14 protein-coding genes are annotated in these 14,668 nt (G+C 66.9%); 11 read left to right on the forward strand and 3 right to left on the reverse strand.

Going from position 1 to position 14,668, the window contains the following annotated elements; translation table 11 throughout:
- Positions 1-21: 21 nt before the first annotated feature.
- Genes E8M84_RS16860 through E8M84_RS16870 form a run of 3 tightly spaced genes read left to right on the forward strand, consistent with a single transcriptional unit; the run spans position 22 to position 2,761 of the window.
- A complete protein-coding gene (locus tag E8M84_RS16860; protein WP_137112368.1) occupies positions 22-1,434 on the forward strand; it encodes a pyridoxal-dependent decarboxylase in 1,413 nt (470 codons plus the stop codon).
- A complete protein-coding gene (locus E8M84_RS16865) occupies positions 1,404-2,294 on the forward strand; it encodes a TPM domain-containing protein (protein ID WP_137112369.1) in 891 nt (296 codons plus the stop codon). Before E8M84_RS16860 ends, E8M84_RS16865 begins: the two co-directional genes overlap by 31 nt.
- Before the next feature lie 35 nt (positions 2,295-2,329).
- On the forward strand, positions 2,330-2,761 hold the full coding sequence (locus E8M84_RS16870; protein ID WP_137112370.1) for a hypothetical protein: 432 nt from the start codon (positions 2,330-2,332) through the stop codon (positions 2,759-2,761).
- 61 nt (positions 2,762-2,822) lie between these two features.
- Here the strand turns inward: E8M84_RS16870 and E8M84_RS16875 are convergent, their stop codons facing one another.
- Together E8M84_RS16875 and E8M84_RS16880 are read right to left on the reverse strand one after the other, a co-directional pair.
- A complete protein-coding gene (locus E8M84_RS16875) occupies positions 2,823-3,422 on the reverse strand; it encodes an outer membrane protein (protein WP_137112371.1) in 600 nt (199 codons plus the stop codon).
- 206 nt (positions 3,423-3,628) lie between these two features.
- Positions 3,629-5,434 carry an ABC-F family ATP-binding cassette domain-containing protein gene (locus tag E8M84_RS16880; RefSeq protein ID WP_137112372.1) on the reverse strand — a complete coding sequence of 602 codons (1,806 nt, stop codon included), beginning with the start codon at positions 5,432-5,434 and terminating at the stop codon, positions 3,629-3,631.
- Between the two features lie 82 nt (positions 5,435-5,516).
- Here E8M84_RS16880 and E8M84_RS16885 point away from each other — a divergent pair, with 82 nt between their 5' ends.
- The 8 genes from E8M84_RS16885 to E8M84_RS16920 all read left to right on the forward strand — a co-directional run bounded on the left by E8M84_RS16885 (position 5,517) and on the right by E8M84_RS16920 (position 13,783).
- Complete coding sequence (locus tag E8M84_RS16885) at positions 5,517-6,662, forward strand: CaiB/BaiF CoA-transferase family protein (protein WP_137112373.1); 1,146 nt, start codon at positions 5,517-5,519, stop codon at positions 6,660-6,662.
- Between the two features lie 65 nt (positions 6,663-6,727).
- Positions 6,728-7,447: a hypothetical protein gene (locus E8M84_RS16890; protein WP_137112374.1), complete on the forward strand. Its 720-nt coding sequence runs from the start codon at positions 6,728-6,730 to the stop codon at positions 7,445-7,447.
- A 70-nt stretch (positions 7,448-7,517) separates the two neighbouring features.
- The gene (locus tag E8M84_RS16895) at positions 7,518-7,946 is read left to right on the forward strand and encodes a cupin domain-containing protein (RefSeq protein ID WP_137112375.1); all 429 of its coding nucleotides are present in this window, start codon (positions 7,518-7,520) and stop codon (positions 7,944-7,946) included.
- Positions 7,943-9,979 carry an ASKHA domain-containing protein gene (locus tag E8M84_RS16900; RefSeq protein WP_137112376.1) on the forward strand — a complete coding sequence of 679 codons (2,037 nt, stop codon included), beginning with the start codon at positions 7,943-7,945 and terminating at the stop codon, positions 9,977-9,979. The genes E8M84_RS16895 and E8M84_RS16900 overlap by 4 nt, the downstream gene beginning before the upstream one ends.
- Positions 9,980-10,031: 52 nt before the next feature.
- Complete coding sequence (locus tag E8M84_RS16905) at positions 10,032-10,565, forward strand: sigma-70 family RNA polymerase sigma factor (RefSeq protein ID WP_137112377.1); 534 nt, start codon at positions 10,032-10,034, stop codon at positions 10,563-10,565.
- The gene (locus tag E8M84_RS16910) at positions 10,562-11,233 is read left to right on the forward strand and encodes an anti-sigma factor domain-containing protein (protein WP_137112378.1); all 672 of its coding nucleotides are present in this window, start codon (positions 10,562-10,564) and stop codon (positions 11,231-11,233) included. The genes E8M84_RS16905 and E8M84_RS16910 overlap by 4 nt, the downstream gene beginning before the upstream one ends.
- Before the next feature lie 111 nt (positions 11,234-11,344).
- Positions 11,345-11,890, forward strand: coding sequence for a fasciclin domain-containing protein (locus E8M84_RS16915; RefSeq protein ID WP_137112379.1), 546 nt, complete (start codon positions 11,345-11,347; stop codon positions 11,888-11,890).
- Positions 11,891-12,112: 222 nt separating this feature from the next.
- A complete protein-coding gene (locus E8M84_RS16920; RefSeq protein WP_137112380.1) occupies positions 12,113-13,783 on the forward strand; it encodes a VWA domain-containing protein in 1,671 nt (556 codons plus the stop codon).
- 64 nt (positions 13,784-13,847) lie between these two features.
- On the opposite strand, the gene E8M84_RS16925 is transcribed toward E8M84_RS16920, so the two are convergent.
- A complete protein-coding gene (locus E8M84_RS16925) occupies positions 13,848-14,576 on the reverse strand; it encodes a DUF4167 domain-containing protein (RefSeq protein ID WP_137112381.1) in 729 nt (242 codons plus the stop codon).
- Positions 14,577-14,668 lie beyond the last annotated feature (92 nt).

Here is a 14,668-nt window from a genome sequence, read left to right on the forward strand (position 1 = left end):
GACGGGGCATGGGAGGCGGATATGGATCACGAAGATCTGCGGATCTGGTCGAAACGGGCGGCGGACTGGGCGGCGGAGTATCACGCGACCCTGCGTGACCGGCCAGTCCGCGCGCCGCTGGTGCCCGGGGCGGTGGCGCGGCAACTGCCCCCTGCCCCGCCTGACGCACCCGAACCGATGGAGACGATCTGGGGCGACTTCGAGCGGATCGTGCCAGATGGCATGACCCATTGGCAGCATCCCCGCTTCTTCGCCTATTTCCCGGCCAATGCCGCGCCCGCCTCGATGCTGGCCGAGCAGCTGGTCAACGCGATGGCCAGCAACGCGCTGATCTGGCAGACCTCGCCCGCCGCCACGGAAGTCGAGCAGGTGATGGTCGACTGGCTGCGGCAGGCAGTGGGGCTGCCTGACGACTTCGTGGGAACGATCCACGATTCGGCGACCAACGCGACGCTGTCCGCTGTCCTGACCATGCGTGAACAGGCCCTGGGGTATCAGGGGCTGGAGGCGGGGCTGTCGGGCGGTCCGGTCTTGCGGTTCTATGCCAGCGCCGAGACGCATTCCTCGGTCGACAAGGCGATCCGGGTGGCGGGGATCGGGCAGCGGAACCTGGTGAAGGTGGCGACGGACGGCGACCGCGCGATGACGGGCGCGGCCCTGCAGGCAGCGATTGCGGCGGACCGCGCTGCGGGGCTGCATCCGGCGGGGGTGATCCTGTGCGCCGGGGGCACATCGGTAGGGGCCTTCGACCGCATCGCAGACTGCGTGGCCGTGGCCAAGGCCGAGGGCCTGCCGGTGCATGTCGACGCGGCCTGGGCGGGCAGCGCGATGATCTGCCCCGAGTTCCGCGATCTCTGGGCCGGGGTCGAGGGGGCCGATTCCATCGTCTTCAACCCGCACAAATGGCTTGGCGCGCAGTTCGACTGCTCCGTCCAGTTCCTGAAAGACCCGGGAGCGCAGGTGCGGACCCTTGGTCTGCGGCCGACCTATCTGGAGACGGCAGGACGCGAGGAGATCGTCAACTTCAACGAATGGACCGTGCCGCTTGGCCGCCGATTCCGGGCGTTGAAGCTGTGGTTTGTGTTGCGGGCCTACGGGCTGGACAACCTGCGGGGCCGGATCCGCAACCATGTCGCCTGGGCCAGGGCGGCACGGGATCAGCTGGCCGCCTTGCCGGGGATCGAGATCGTGACCGAGCCGCGCCTGTCGCTGTTCAGCTTTGCCCTGAAGGACGACGCGGCGACGGAAGACCTTCTGAACCGGATCAACGATGATAGCCGGATCTACCTGACCCAGACCCGGGTGGATGGCCGGTTTGCGATCCGGGTGCAGGTCGGATCGTTTGACTGTCGCGAAGAAGATGTCATGTTCATTGCAAAGACAGTTCAAGAAATGCTTGCATCATGTTCCTCCGTTCCCTTGCCGTCGCGCTGACGCTTGCCACGTCGGCCGCGGCCCAGACCTTTCCCGACCCTCTCTCCGATACTCTGTCCGACTTCGCCGATGTGCTGGACGCCACCGAAGAGGGTCGCATCACCCGGCTTCTGGCCGATACTCGCACCGCGACCGGGGTGCAGGTCGTCGTCGTCACCGTGCCGGGGCTGGACGCCTATGGCGCCGGGACCATGGGCATCGAAAGCTACGCCAAGGGCCTGTTCAATGCCTGGGGCGTCGGCGGGGCTGACCGGAACGACGGTATCCTCATGCTTCTGGACATCCAGGGGCGTGAGGCGCGGATCGCGCTGGGGGCAGGCTATGACCCGGTCTACGACGGCCGCGCCGCACGGGTCCTGTCGACCGCCGTCCTGCCCGCGCTGCGCGATGGCCAGATTGCCGGCGGGATCGAGGCCGGAATCGCCTCGGCCCGGGACCGGCTGATCGCGCCCTTCCTGGCAGGCCAGCCCGTGACCGTGACAGACGGGTTCCCCGAAGAGGCGGCGGACTCCCTTCTCACCCCGCTGCTCGCCTTTGGCGGGGTCGCCGCCGTCGCGGGCTTCGGCATCTGGCGCACGCGCCGCAACCGGGTCACCTGCCCGAACTGCGGAGCCGCGACCCTGGAACGCAGCCGCGAAATCATCGAGCGCCCGACCCGGTCCGAACCCGGGATGGGCTTGCAGCACCTGACCTGTTCCGCCTGCGGCTTCATCGACCGCAAGTCCTATCCGATCAGCTGGAATTCCAGCGAAGCCCGCCGCGACCGTGACCCGACGAAAGGCCGGAACGACCGTGGCGGCGGCGGAGGTGGCTTTGGCGGCGGACGGTCCTCGGGAGGGGGAGCGACAGGGAAATGGTAAATTCGCCAACGCGTTGTGCTGCGATCTTCGTCCTGATGTCCACACAAGCCGCCATAGCGCAAAGCCCGCGCGACCAGATGTTCCCAAACGCCGACAGCTGCTATGCCCGGGCCTACACCAAGGCTCATCTCGCCAAACATTCCGGGCAGCAGGTCGTCGGGATCTCGGTCAGTCGCACACGCGAGGTCGACGAGCCCTATCTTGGCCTATACCTGACCCTGCAACTGCGTGGTGTGCCTGGCGGCTTTCAGGCCTATGCGGCTTGCGAGAACGAGGCCGGTCACCTGTATTGCACGATGGAAGGGGATGCGGGCGGGTTCCAGATCGATCCGGCAGAAGACGGGGCGATCATTCTATCCGTGTCGAGCCTTGGGATGTCGTTCGAGAACGACAACGGCTTTGCCACGCTGGAGCGGTCAGAGGGCGACGACCGGTCCTTCCTGATGCGACCAGCGCTCTGTCACTAGGCGGGGCTTAAAGGCTGCGGCGCGGGGGGCATCCGCGCCGCAGAAGGTCAAGATCGTCGCGTCAGAAACGCATGCCGACCTTGGCCTTGACCGTGGTGGCGTCGAAGTCCACGCCGGAAGCATCGAAGTTGTCGAACTTGTGCTCGGTCACTTCCCCGCCGACCGTCCAGCGCTCGTTGACCGCGTAGTCGAAGCCCAGCCCGTAGACGAGGCCGTTGTCGCTCAGATCGACGCCGCCGACGGAGGCTTCGGCGCGCGCCGCACCCAGCGTCCCGTAGACCAGGCTGTTGCCGATCTCGCGGCCCGCGGTCAGTTTCAGCGCGAGCACGCTGTCCAGCTCGTCACCGTCCACGGCGCCAAGGCCGATGTTGTTCGCGTCGTAGGACAGTTCCGACCCGGCGACCCAGTTGCCGAGGTCCCAGCGATAGCCGGCGTGGACGCCACCGAACCAGTCGTTGCCGTCAAGGGCTGCGCCGTTCGAATCCACGTCGCCATAGCCGATCTGCGCGCCGACATAGGCACCAGTCCAGTCGAGGCCGGGGGCGACATAGGCGGTTTCAACGGGGGCGATGACCGGCTCTTCGGCCACGACGGTCGGCCCGCCGGCAAAGGCAGGGGCGGTCAGGGCGGCGGTCGCCACCAGTGCTGCGATAGTTTTCATTTCTGTCTCCTTGTTCTGGCCAACCTCAACGCGGCGCGCTTGCGTCGGTTCCGGGTGGCTCGAAGGAGGGAATGGGGACAGTTGCCGCCAAGGACAATGCCGCCTCACGACTGCTTGATGGACAGTGTTCCGGCTTGGCGGGGAAGCGCCGAGGAACCGGGACGCTTTGGGCACACCCCCGCCGGTTCCCTTGCGTCAGGTCGCCTTCAGGCCCGTTCGGCCAATTCCAGCCACTCGGTTTCCGCGGCCTCCAGGGCGGTCTGGCGTTCGGTCAGGGCCTCGGTCGCCTTGCGGAACTTCACCGGCTCGCGGGTGAAAAGCTCGGGGTCGGCGAGGAGTTGCGACAGCTTGCCGATCTCGGATTCCAGCCGCGCGATCAGGTCGGGCAGGTCCTCAAGTCGCTTCCGTTCGGTGAAGGACAGACCGCCCTTGGGCGCTTCCGACTTTGCGGTCGCAGGCACCGTTGCAGAGCGGGCCGATGGGCGTTCTGTCGCTTCAACCGGCTCGGGCCGTTGCGCCGCATAGTCGGACCAGCCGCCGGGATAGGCCTGCACCCTGCCCTCGCCCTCCATCGCAACGGTCGCCGTGGCCACGCGGTCGATGAAATCGCGGTCGTGGCTGACCAGAAGCACCGTCCCGTCGTAATCGCCCAGAATGTCCTGCAACAGGTCCAGCGTTTCCACGTCCAGATCGTTGGTCGGTTCGTCCAGGATCAAGAGGTTCGACGGCTGTGCCATCAGTTTCGCCAAGAGAAGCCGCGCGCGTTCGCCGCCCGAAAGGCTGCGCACCGGGGCGCGGGCCTGCGCTTCGTCAAAGAGGAAGTCCTTGAGGTAGGCGACGACATGCTTGGGCGTGCCCCGCACCATCACCTGATCCGACGCGCCCGAGACCCGCATCAGCGGATCGACCGTCAGGTTGTCCCAGAGGCTTGCCTCAAGGTCGAGGCGCGTGCGGGTCTGGTCGAAAACCGCGATCTCCAGGTTGGTGCCAAGTGTCACCGTTCCGGAATTAGGTTGAACTTCGCCGGTCAACATCTTGAGAAGTGTGGTCTTTCCAACCCCGTTCGGTCCCACGAATGCCACCCGGTCGCCGCGCAGCACGCGCAGATCGAAGCCCTTGACGATGGTCTTGTCGCCATAGGCCTTGGTCAGCCCGACCGCTTCGATGACTTTCTTGCCCGAGGTCGGACCGCTGTCGAGCGCGAAGGCCGCCGTCCCCTGCCGCCGGATCTGTGCCTTCCGCTCTGCCCGAAGGGCCTGCAGCGCGCGGACCCGGCCTTGGTTGCGTTTCCGCCGCGCGCTGATGCCTTCCACCGCCCATTTCGCCTCGTGCTTGATCTTGCGGTCCAGCTTGTGGCGTGCCTCGTCCTCCTCGGCCCAGACGGTTTCCCGCCACTCCTCGAACCCCTCGAATCCTGCATCCCGGCGGCGCACTTCGCCCCGGTCGATCCAGAGCGTCGCCTTGGACAAGGCGCGCAGGAAGGCGCGGTCGTGGGAGATCAGGACAAAGGCTGTGCGCGTAGTCGAAAGCTCGGCCTCCAGCCACTCGATGGCCTGGATGTCCAGGTGGTTGGTCGGTTCGTCCAGCAGCATCAACTCCGGCGCCTCGGCCAGAAGCTTGGCCAGCGCCGCCCGCCGCCGTTCGCCGCCAGAGGCGGTGGCCACCGGGGTCGCCGGATTGAACTTCAGCCCCTCGGCCACGACAGCAAGCCGGTAATCCTGCCCCTCGGGCAGGTTCGAGGCCGCGAAATCACCCAGGGTGGCAAAGCGGGACAGGTCGGGCTCCTGCTCCATGTAGCCCACGGTCACGCCGGGCGGCACGGTTCGGGTGCCCCGGTCGGCCTCGACCAGCCCGGCCATCACCTTCATCAGCGTCGACTTGCCCGACCCGTTCCGCCCGACCAGCGCGATGCGGTCGCCGGGCTGGACAGTCAGCGAAAGGTCGTCGAACACCGGGTTGCCGCCGAAGGTCAGCGAGATGCCGGAAAGCTGAAGAAGGGGTGCGCGTGCCATGTGGGCGAGGTAGAGGGGGATTTGACCGGCGTCAACGTCTGGCCCACGCAGGTCTGGCATCGTCGCGGCAAAGGAGAGACGCATGGCACCCCTGGATGGCATCCTGATCCTCGACCTGACACATGTGCTGGCGGGCCCGTTCTGCACCCAGACGCTTCAGGACCTCGGCGCGCGGGTCATCAAGGTGGAACGGCCGGGCACGGGCGACGACACCCGCGCCTTCCCGCCGTTCCTTCAGGGCGAAAGCGCCTATTTCGCGACCCTGAACGCAGGCAAGCAGTCCATCGCTCTGGACCTGAAGGCGGATGCCGACCGGGCGATCCTTGACCGGCTGGTGGCGCGGGCCGATGTGCTGGTGGAAAACTACCGCCCCGGCGTGATGGCGAGGCTGGGCTATGGCTGGGAGGCGCTGCACACAAAGCACCCGCGCCTGATCTACGCCGCCGTCTCGGGCTTTGGCCAGACCGGGCCCGATGCACAGAAGCCCGCCTATGACATGGTGGTGCAGGCGCGCGGCGGGGTGATGTCTATCACGGGTGAGACCGGGGGGCCACCGGTGCGGGTCGGCGCCTCGATCGGCGACATCGTCGCGGGGATGTATCTGGCGCAAGGCATCCTCGCCGCGCTTTACCAGCGCGAACGGACCGGCGAGGGTGCTCTCATTGATGTCGCAATGCTGGATGCGCAACTGGCGATCCAGGAACACGGGCTTGCCATCGCCGCAGCCACCGGGGTCGCCCCCGGCCCGACCGGAGCGCGCCATCCCACGATCACCCCCTTCGCCACCTTCCGTGCGGCGGACGGCTTCGTGGTGATAGCGGCGGGCAATGACGCGATGTTCGGCAGGCTTTGCGATGTCTTGGGCCTGACCCTCGCCACCGATCCCCGTTTCGCCACCAACGCCGCGCGCTGCGAGAACCACGCGCTGCTGAAACGGCTGATTGAGACGGTGACACTGGGCCAGCCCGTCGCGCATTGGCTGGAGGTGCTGGACAAGGCGGGCCTGCCCACTGCCCGGGTGCAGGACATGGTCGAGGTTCTGGCCGACCCGCAACTGCGCGCCCGGAACATGATCCTGCCCGTGACGCCGCATGCAGGAGGCCCCGCCTTCACCGCACCCGGCAACCCGATCAAGATCTCCACCCTGCCCGACCAGACCGCCCTGCCCCCGGCGCCACGGCTCGACGGAGACCGGGAGGCGATCCTGGCCTGGCTGGACCAAGGCTAGGCCGGGGATACTTGCCGAAGTGAAAGCCGATTTGCGCAATCGCGGCAAGGTGATAGGACTGCGCCATGCCGTTCCGCACCCTTGACGCCGCAAAGATCCTGACCACCGCCGAGCGGCTGGAAACGCGCATCCGCGAGCGGTTTCCGGACCGGGGTCTGGCGCAGGTCGCAAGCGAAGTGTCGGCGCAGGCCCGGGCAATTCGGACCGAGGTCGAGATTCTGACCCCGCCGATCTGGTGGCTGCGCGGCCTTGTCGCGATGGTGGTTCTTGCAGGGGCGGCGGTGTTCCTCTGGGTCGGGTCGATCCTGCCGCTGCGGGATGTGGGCCAGGATGCCATCGGCTCGGTCGAGGGGATCGAGGCGGCGATCAACACAGCCCTTCTTGCCGGGCTGGGCCTGGTCGCGCTGGTCCGGCTGGAAGCGCGGGTCAAGCGGCAGCGGGTGGCGCGCGGACTGCATGGGCTGCGGTCGATCATCCACGTCATCGACATGCACCAGTTGACCAAGGACCCGGTGACGCTGTCTCCCGACTTCACGCCGACCGAGACCTCGCCCGCCCGCGACCTGACGGCGGTCGAGATGTCGCGCTACCTCGACTATTGCTCCGAGCTTCTGGCGCTGACCGGCAAGCTGGCCGCGCTCTATTCCCAGGCGGTGCCGGATGAGGGGGTGGCACAGGCAGTGACGGACATCGAGCTGCTGGGGTCGAGCCTCTCGCGCAAGATCTGGCAGAAGATCGGCCTGATCGATGCCGTGCCCCGGCCACGCGCCCGGAAGGGGGAATGACGGAATGACGCCGTCACTTGCCGCATTCCAGCATTGCAGCCGCCGCGCGCCAGACTAGAACCGGGACAGCATGACGAGGCCGGCCGCCATCAGCATCGACGCGCAGGACTGCGCCCCCGCCCGCTGGGACGACCCGGCGCGCGGCACGCTGTCGTGGCGGACGCTCGTCTCGGGAGAGGTGACGCCCACCGATGCGCTGGTCTGCGGCATTGCCGAAATGCAGCCAGGCGAAACCTTTGCGCTGCACCGTCATGCCGAACCCGAGGTCTATTTCGGGATTGAGGGAGAAGGGATCGTGCTGATCGACGGTGTTCCCCACCGGCTCGCACCGGGCATCGCCCTTTACATCCCCGGGATGGCCGAGCATGGCGTTCCGGTGGCGACCCAATCCTTGCGCTGGTTCTACACCTTCGCCCGCGACCGCTTTGACCAGATCCAGTACCACTTCACCCACGAAGACCCCGCCGGGGCGCCAAGGCCGGAAAGACAGCCGACATGACTGACGACGCACTCGTGATCTTCACCCCCTCGGGCAAGCGGGGACGGTTTGCGCTGGGGACGCCGGTCCTGACCGCCGCGCGGCAGCTCGGGGTGGACCTCGATTCAGTCTGCGGCGGGCGCGGTATCTGTTCAAAGTGCCAGATCACCCCGGGCTATGGCGAGTTTCCCAAGCACGGCGTGACCGTGGCCGAAGACGCGTTATCGGAGTGGAACGCGGTCGAGGACCGCTACAAGCGCATCCGCGGCCTGATCGACGGGCGCCGTTTGGGCTGTCAGGCCAAGGTCATGGGCGACGTCGTGATCGACGTGCCGCCCGAATCCCAGGTCCACAAGCAGGTCGTCCGCAAGCGCGTCGAGGCGCGGGAAATCCGGATGGACCCGTCCGTGCATCTGCATTTCGTCGAGGTGGCCGAACCCGACATGCACGACCCCTCGGGCGATCTGGAACGCCTGTCGGACGCGCTGCGGGATCAGTGGGGCTTTCAGGACGTAACCATCGACCTGCCCGTCCTGACCATGCTGCAACCCATCCTGCGCAAGGGCGAGTGGAAGGTCACCGTGGCCTTGCACCAGGTGGCCGCGACCGACACGCCCCGGATCATGCATGTCTGGCCCGGGCTTTACGAGGACACGATCTATGGCGTGGCCGTGGATCTGGGGTCCACCACCATCGCCGGGCATCTGTGCGATCTGCGGTCCGGGGCGGTTGTCGCCTCTTCCGGCCTGATGAACCCGCAGATCCGCTTTGGCGAAGACCTGATGAGCCGGGTCAGCTATTCGATGATGAACCCGTCGGGCGCGGCTGAAATGACCGCAGCGGTGCGCACGGCGATGAACACCCTCTTCGGCCAGCTGTGCGACGAGGCGAAGGTCGACCGGGGCCTGATCATGGATTCGGTCTTTGTCTGCAATCCGGTGATGCACCACCTGTTCCTCGGGATAGACCCCTACGAACTGGGCCAGGCCCCCTTTGCGCTTGCCACCTCGAACGCGCTCCGCCTGACCGCGCGCGATCTTGATCTGCAACTCCACCCCGCCGCGCGGGTCTACCTTCTGCCCTGCATCGCGGGCCATGTGGGCGCGGACGCTGCTGCCGTCGCGCTGTCCGAAGCCCCCGACAAGTCCGAGGATCTGATGCTGGTCGTCGACGTCGGCACCAATGCCGAAATCCTGCTGGGCAACACGACCAAGGTCCTTGCCTGTTCCTCGCCCACTGGCCCAGCCTTTGAAGGCGCACAGATTTCATCGGGCCAGCGCGCCGCACCCGGCGCGATCGAGCGGGTGGAGATCGATCCCCTGACCAAGGAACCCCGGTTCAAGGTCATCGGCAGCGATCTGTGGTCCGACGATCCGGGCTTTGCCACCGCCACCGCCACAACGGGCGTCACCGGCATCTGCGGGTCGGGCATCATCGAGATGGTCGCCGAGATGCGCCTTGCAGGGATCGTCGATGCCCAAGGCCTGATCGGCAGCCCCGAACAGACCGGGTCGGATCGGCTGTTCCTCGACGGGCGGACCTACAGCTACCTCGTCCACGACGGCAGCGCCGAAGGTGGGCCGAAGATCACCGTGACGAACCGCGACATCCGCGAGATCCAGATGGCGAAGGCCGCACTCTATTCCGGTGCGCGCCTGCTCATGGACAAGTTCGGCGTCGACACCGTGGACCGGATCATCCTGGCCGGGGCCTTTGGCGCACATATCAGCCCCAAGCACGCGATGGTGCTGGGGATGATCCCGGACGCGCCGCTGGCCAAGGTGTCCTCCGCCGGGAACGCCGCGGGGACCGGGGCGCGGATCGCGCTTCTGAACCGCGCCGCCCGGGCCGAGATCGAGGCGACCGTCCGCGACATCCACAAGATCGAGACCGCCATCGAACCGCGCTTCCAGGAGCATTTCGTCAACGCCTCTGCCATCCCGAATGCGGTGGAAGCCTTCCCGAACCTCCTTGGCATCGTCACTCTGCCGGATGTGAATTTCAACACCAAGACGGCGGGTGATGACGGCGGGCGCAGGCGTCGGCGGGGCTAGGCCATTCCGGCGAAGCCCTTGCGCAGGGCCGCAAAATCCGTAACGTCGCGGCATGGATGATCCTGTCGCCAGCTTGATCGCACAATGCGCCGCTGCAGACCGTGCGGCCTTTCGCGCGCTTTATCGCGACACCTCGGCGAAACTCATGGGCGTTCTGCTCCGTATGTTGAAGGAACGCGCAGAGGCGGAGGATGCCTTGCAGGAAGTCTACACACGGGTCTGGGTGCGCGCGGGTCGATACGATCCGGCGAAAGGCCGGGGCATGACCTGGCTGATCGCCATTGCCCGCAACCTTGCCATCGACCGCCTGCGCGCCCGGCCCGAAGCGACCTCGGACGATGGCCTCGACACCGTCCAGGACAGTGCCCCGCGCGCCGAAACCCGGCTGATCGCGCAGGGCGAGGCGCGGCGGATGGCCGACTGCTTTGCCACGCTGGAACCCGACCGCGCCGATGCGGTGCGCGGCGCCTATCTGAACGGGCAGTCCTACATCGAACTGGCCGAACGCCATGCCGTGCCCCTGAACACCATGCGCACCTGGCTGCGGCGGAGCCTCCTCAAGCTGAAGGAGTGTCTCGACCAATGACAGACACTCCGCTTACCCCTGATGAGGCCGATGACGCTCTGGCGGCCGAATATGTGCTGGGCGTCCTGAGCCTGTCAGAACGTGCCGAGGCCGAGGCGCGAGCCAAGCGCGACACCGGCTTTGCCGCGCGGGTGACCGCCTGGGAAAATCGCATGGCCGGGATGAACGATGATTTCGCCGAGATTCCGGCCCCGGACCTCTTGCCGAAGATCGAGGCCCGGCTCTTCCCCAAGGCTGACACCCCTGCCCCGGCTCGCCGCGGGTTCGGGCTGAACTTCGGCTGGCTCTCCGGCGCGGCCGTTGCCGCCGTCCTGGTGCTGGCCACCGTGGCCACGCTGGCCCCGCCGCGGCAGGACCCGCTGGTCACGCTGGCGACCGCCGACCAGCGCCTGTCCTACCAGGTCACCCATTTCGGCGACACCCTGCAGGTGACGCGCGTTGCGGGCGCGCCTGCTGTCTCCGGCCAGGTGCACCAACTGTGGATCATCGCCCCCGGTGCCAGCCCGGTTTCCCTGGGCCTGCTGGAAGACCGCCCGCTGGTCATCGACTATCCGGTGCCGCCCGAAGGCTTTGTCTTCGCCGTCTCGATCGAGCCGGAAGGCGGCTCTCCAACCGGCCTGCCGACCGGCCCGGTGATCCTGACGGCGATCGTCGGGCAGGATGCCTGATCACGAAGCCGTGAGGCCGAACAGCGTCTGAAACTTCCCCAGGAACGCCCCCGTTCCTTCGGGTGTGAGGCGGGAATGACCCCGCTCCTCTAACCCCAAAGGGAGACAGACATGAAATCCTTCAAACTGGCCACCGCGATCCTGGCCCTGACCACCGGCATGGCGCTGGCCGAAAACCCGATGGTGGGCGGCGCGCCGATGTATGAAGACAAGAACATCGTTGAGAACGCGGTGAACTCGAAGGACCACACCACCCTCGTCGCCGCCGTTCAGGCCGCGGGCCTGGTGGAAACCCTGCAGGGCGAAGGCCCCTTCACCGTCTTCGCGCCGACGAACGACGCCTTCGCCAAGCTACCCGCGGGCACGGTGGAAACCCTGCTCAAGCCTGAAAATAAGGACCAGCTGACCAAGATCCTGACCTGCCACGTCGTGGCGGCGAACGCGATGGCGGCGGACATCAACAAGATGGTCGCTGACGATGGCGGCATGCACACCGTGACGACCGTGGGCGGCTGCGAGTTCACCGCGATGGTCGAGGACGGGATGGTCAAGATCAAGGACGGCCAGGGCAACGTCGCCACCGTCACCATCGCCGACGTCAAGCAGTCGAACGGCGTGATCCATGTGATCGACACCGTGCTTCTTCCGGCGATGTAACTCCCTTCGCCGGGTCCCTGTCGTCCGGGCTGGTCACTCATCCCGGGCGGCAGGGTGCGGACGGGCGGCCCAAGGCACATTGTCCCCTTGCCTTGGCCCGACCCTTCTCGGGTCCCCGGGTTCGTCCCGGGGGCCCGATTGCAGTCTTACACGCTCTGGTTGACCTGCGGGCAGACGCTGGCCTAGGCTCTCGCCAAAGTCATTTCCAGCCGGAGCCATTCCATGCGCCTTGCCGTTTTCCTTCGTGGTCTTGTTGTCGCCCAGGCGATCTTCGCCACACCGCTTCTGGCCGAGGGCCGGTCGATCATCGTGCTGGACGCTTCGGGGTCGATGTGGGGCCAGATCGACGGCCGCGCCAAGCTGGAAATCGCGCGCGAGGCGCTGGGGGCGGTCCTGTCCGAAATGCCACCCGAGGCGGAACTGGGGCTGATGGCATATGGTCACCGCGAAAAGGGCTCGTGCAGCGACATCGAACTGGTCGTTCCCCCGGCCACGGGCACGGCGCAGGCGATCACCGATGCGGCGAATGCGATGAAATTCCTGGGCAAGACGCCCCTCACCGAAGCCGTGCGCCAGGCCGCATCCGAACTGAAATCGACCGAGGCGAAGGCCACAGTGATCCTGATCACCGACGGGATCGAAACCTGCGAGGCCGACCCCTGTGCGCTCGGGGCGGAACTTGAAGCTTCGGGCGTCGATTTCACCGCGCATGTCGTGGGCTTCGGCCTGACCGCCGAGGAAGGCGCCACCGTGGCCTGCCTGGCCGAGAATACCGGGGGCAGGTATATCGAGGCCAAGGATGCGGGCAGCCTGGTCGATGCGCTGAAGACCACGGTTGTCGTGGCCGAGCCGGAACCAGAACCGGCACCTGTGCCGGAACCCGAACCCGCGCCCGCCGCATTGGCGGAAAATGTCGACCCGGCAGCCTATCTGGTCGAAGGTGGCGCCGAGCTTGACGACCGCATCATCCGCGACGTGGTGTTCAGCTTTGCCCCGCTTGGCGCCGACGGCCAGCCCGCGGGCGATACGACGACGATCTACGGCACCACCAAGGGCAGCCTTGCGCCCGGCAGGTACCGGATGGTGACCGAACTGCACAAGGCGCGGGTCGAGCAGGATGTCGAGATCGGCCCGGCAACCGACCTGTCCGCTCCGGTGGCCGTGCTGGATGCGGGCGTCCTGAACCTGACACTGCGCGCCGCGCCCGGGGCCGATCCAGACCCGGATGCCTTCTGGGAACTGCGCGGCGCGGAGGAATTGTATGAATCCGGCTACGGCCAGACCTACCGCGTCTTCCCGTCGGGCGAGCATGCGCTGAAGGTCGTTCTCGGCTCGGCAGAGGTGAACCAGTCCGTGGTGATCGACGCAGGCCAGGTCACCGATCTTGATCTGGTGATCGGGGTGGGGCTGGCGGCGGTCGAGGCCACCTATTCGGACAGCGTCAAGGTCGAGGGCGGCGATCATTTCGTCGAGATCTTCGAAGCCAAGAAGGACATCGACGGCAACCGCAAATCGGTCGGCTACTCCTACGGCACGGGCGCGACCTTCGACCTGCCAGCAGGCGATTACGTCGCCGTCGTCTCGCTGGGCGCGGCCCAGGTGGAGGTACCGTTTTCCATCAAGGTCGGCGAACGGACCGACATCGTCGCGCCCCTGAACGCAGGCGTTGCCGCCTTCACCTCGCCCACCGACGAGTTCATCGAGGTCCTCGCTGCCAAACCTGACATCAATGGCAACCGCGCTTCGTTCGGCTATGGCTACGGGCCAGCCTGGGAGACCACGCTTCCGGCGGGCGACTATGTCGTGAAGCTGTCGAAAGAGGACAAGTCCTCGGAGACCCCGCTGACAGTCAAGGCGGGCGAACGCAGCGAAGTGGCGCTTGCGCTGCCCTGATCCCCAGCCGAATGCCCGATGTGCCAAGAAGAAGGCCGCCCGAAGGGGCGGCCTTTGTGTCAGATCACTCGGCGGCTTCCTGCGGCGGCTCGCCATCGGACTTGCCTTCGCCCTTGGGCTTGCGCGGCCCACGCGGACGCCGCGCCGGGCGGTCCTCACGCGGTCCGGCCTCACGCGGGGCGGCTTCGGCGACGGGCTCCGGCTCCGGCTCCGTCCGGGGCCGCGCGCCGGATTCCGGCGTCTCGATCAGGCCGGTATCATCCCCGGCCTCAAGGTCGATCACATCGGCAATGACCGGCTGGTCTTCCGACCCCAGGTCCCGCTCGGCCCGGAAGTCGCGGTTGTAGTCGCGCCGTTCGCCCCGGTCCCCACGATCGTTGCGGTCGCCACGCTCGCCCCGGTCCTGCCGGTCACCGCGCGGCTGGCCCTGCTGGCCGCCCTGCTGTCCGTGCTGACCGCCCTGACCACCCTGGCCGCCATTCTGGTTGCCGTTCTGGCCGCCATTCTGCTGATACTGCTGCTGACGCGCCTCCTGCTCGGCCGCCATTTCCTTCATCGCCTCGGCCAGCATCCGGGTGTAATGCTCGGCGTGCTGCAGGAAGTTCTCGGCCGCCACGCGGTCGTTCGACAACTGCGCGTCGCGCGCCAGCATCTGGTATTTCTCGATGATCTGCTGCGGCGTGCCGCGCACCTTGCCCTCGGGACCGGAACTGTCGAATACGCGGTTGACGATATTGCCGAGGGTGCGCGGGCGGTTCTGGTTCGAACGCGAGCGTTTCTTGGAAGAGCGCATCTTGACCTTATGATGGCTTTGACCCGCGGCCGCCGCCCCCAACGGGCAGCTGTTCATCAACACGCGCGGTCTGGCATGGCGCAAGGGCAGGT

It is taken from the genome of Rhodobacter sp. SY28-1, assembly GCF_005222785.1.
Lineage (GTDB): Bacteria > Pseudomonadota > Alphaproteobacteria > Rhodobacterales > Rhodobacteraceae > Tabrizicola.

What these genes read in the sequence shown, in the direction of transcription:
- E8M84_RS16860 (WP_137112368.1), top strand. Translation starts at nt 22, where the DNA reads ATGGATCACGAAGATCTGCGGATCTGGTCGAAACGGGCGGCGGACTGG.
- E8M84_RS16865 (WP_137112369.1), top strand. Translation starts at nt 1,404, where the DNA reads ATGTTCCTCCGTTCCCTTGCCGTCGCGCTGACGCTTGCCACGTCGGCC.
- E8M84_RS16870 (WP_137112370.1), top strand. Translation starts at nt 2,330, where the DNA reads ATGTCCACACAAGCCGCCATAGCGCAAAGCCCGCGCGACCAGATGTTC.
- E8M84_RS16875 (WP_137112371.1), bottom strand. Translation starts at nt 3,422, where the DNA reads ATGAAAACTATCGCAGCACTGGTGGCGACCGCCGCCCTGACCGCCCCT.
- E8M84_RS16880 (WP_137112372.1), bottom strand. Translation starts at nt 5,434, where the DNA reads ATGGCACGCGCACCCCTTCTTCAGCTTTCCGGCATCTCGCTGACCTTC.
- E8M84_RS16885 (WP_137112373.1), top strand. Translation starts at nt 5,517, where the DNA reads ATGGCACCCCTGGATGGCATCCTGATCCTCGACCTGACACATGTGCTG.
- E8M84_RS16890 (WP_137112374.1), top strand. Translation starts at nt 6,728, where the DNA reads ATGCCGTTCCGCACCCTTGACGCCGCAAAGATCCTGACCACCGCCGAG.
- E8M84_RS16895 (WP_137112375.1), top strand. Translation starts at nt 7,518, where the DNA reads ATGACGAGGCCGGCCGCCATCAGCATCGACGCGCAGGACTGCGCCCCC.
- E8M84_RS16900 (WP_137112376.1), top strand. Translation starts at nt 7,943, where the DNA reads ATGACTGACGACGCACTCGTGATCTTCACCCCCTCGGGCAAGCGGGGA.
- E8M84_RS16905 (WP_137112377.1), top strand. Translation starts at nt 10,032, where the DNA reads ATGGATGATCCTGTCGCCAGCTTGATCGCACAATGCGCCGCTGCAGAC.
- E8M84_RS16910 (WP_137112378.1), top strand. Translation starts at nt 10,562, where the DNA reads ATGACAGACACTCCGCTTACCCCTGATGAGGCCGATGACGCTCTGGCG.
- E8M84_RS16915 (WP_137112379.1), top strand. Translation starts at nt 11,345, where the DNA reads ATGAAATCCTTCAAACTGGCCACCGCGATCCTGGCCCTGACCACCGGC.
- E8M84_RS16920 (WP_137112380.1), top strand. Translation starts at nt 12,113, where the DNA reads ATGCGCCTTGCCGTTTTCCTTCGTGGTCTTGTTGTCGCCCAGGCGATC.
- E8M84_RS16925 (WP_137112381.1), bottom strand. Translation starts at nt 14,576, where the DNA reads ATGCGCTCTTCCAAGAAACGCTCGCGTTCGAACCAGAACCGCCCGCGC.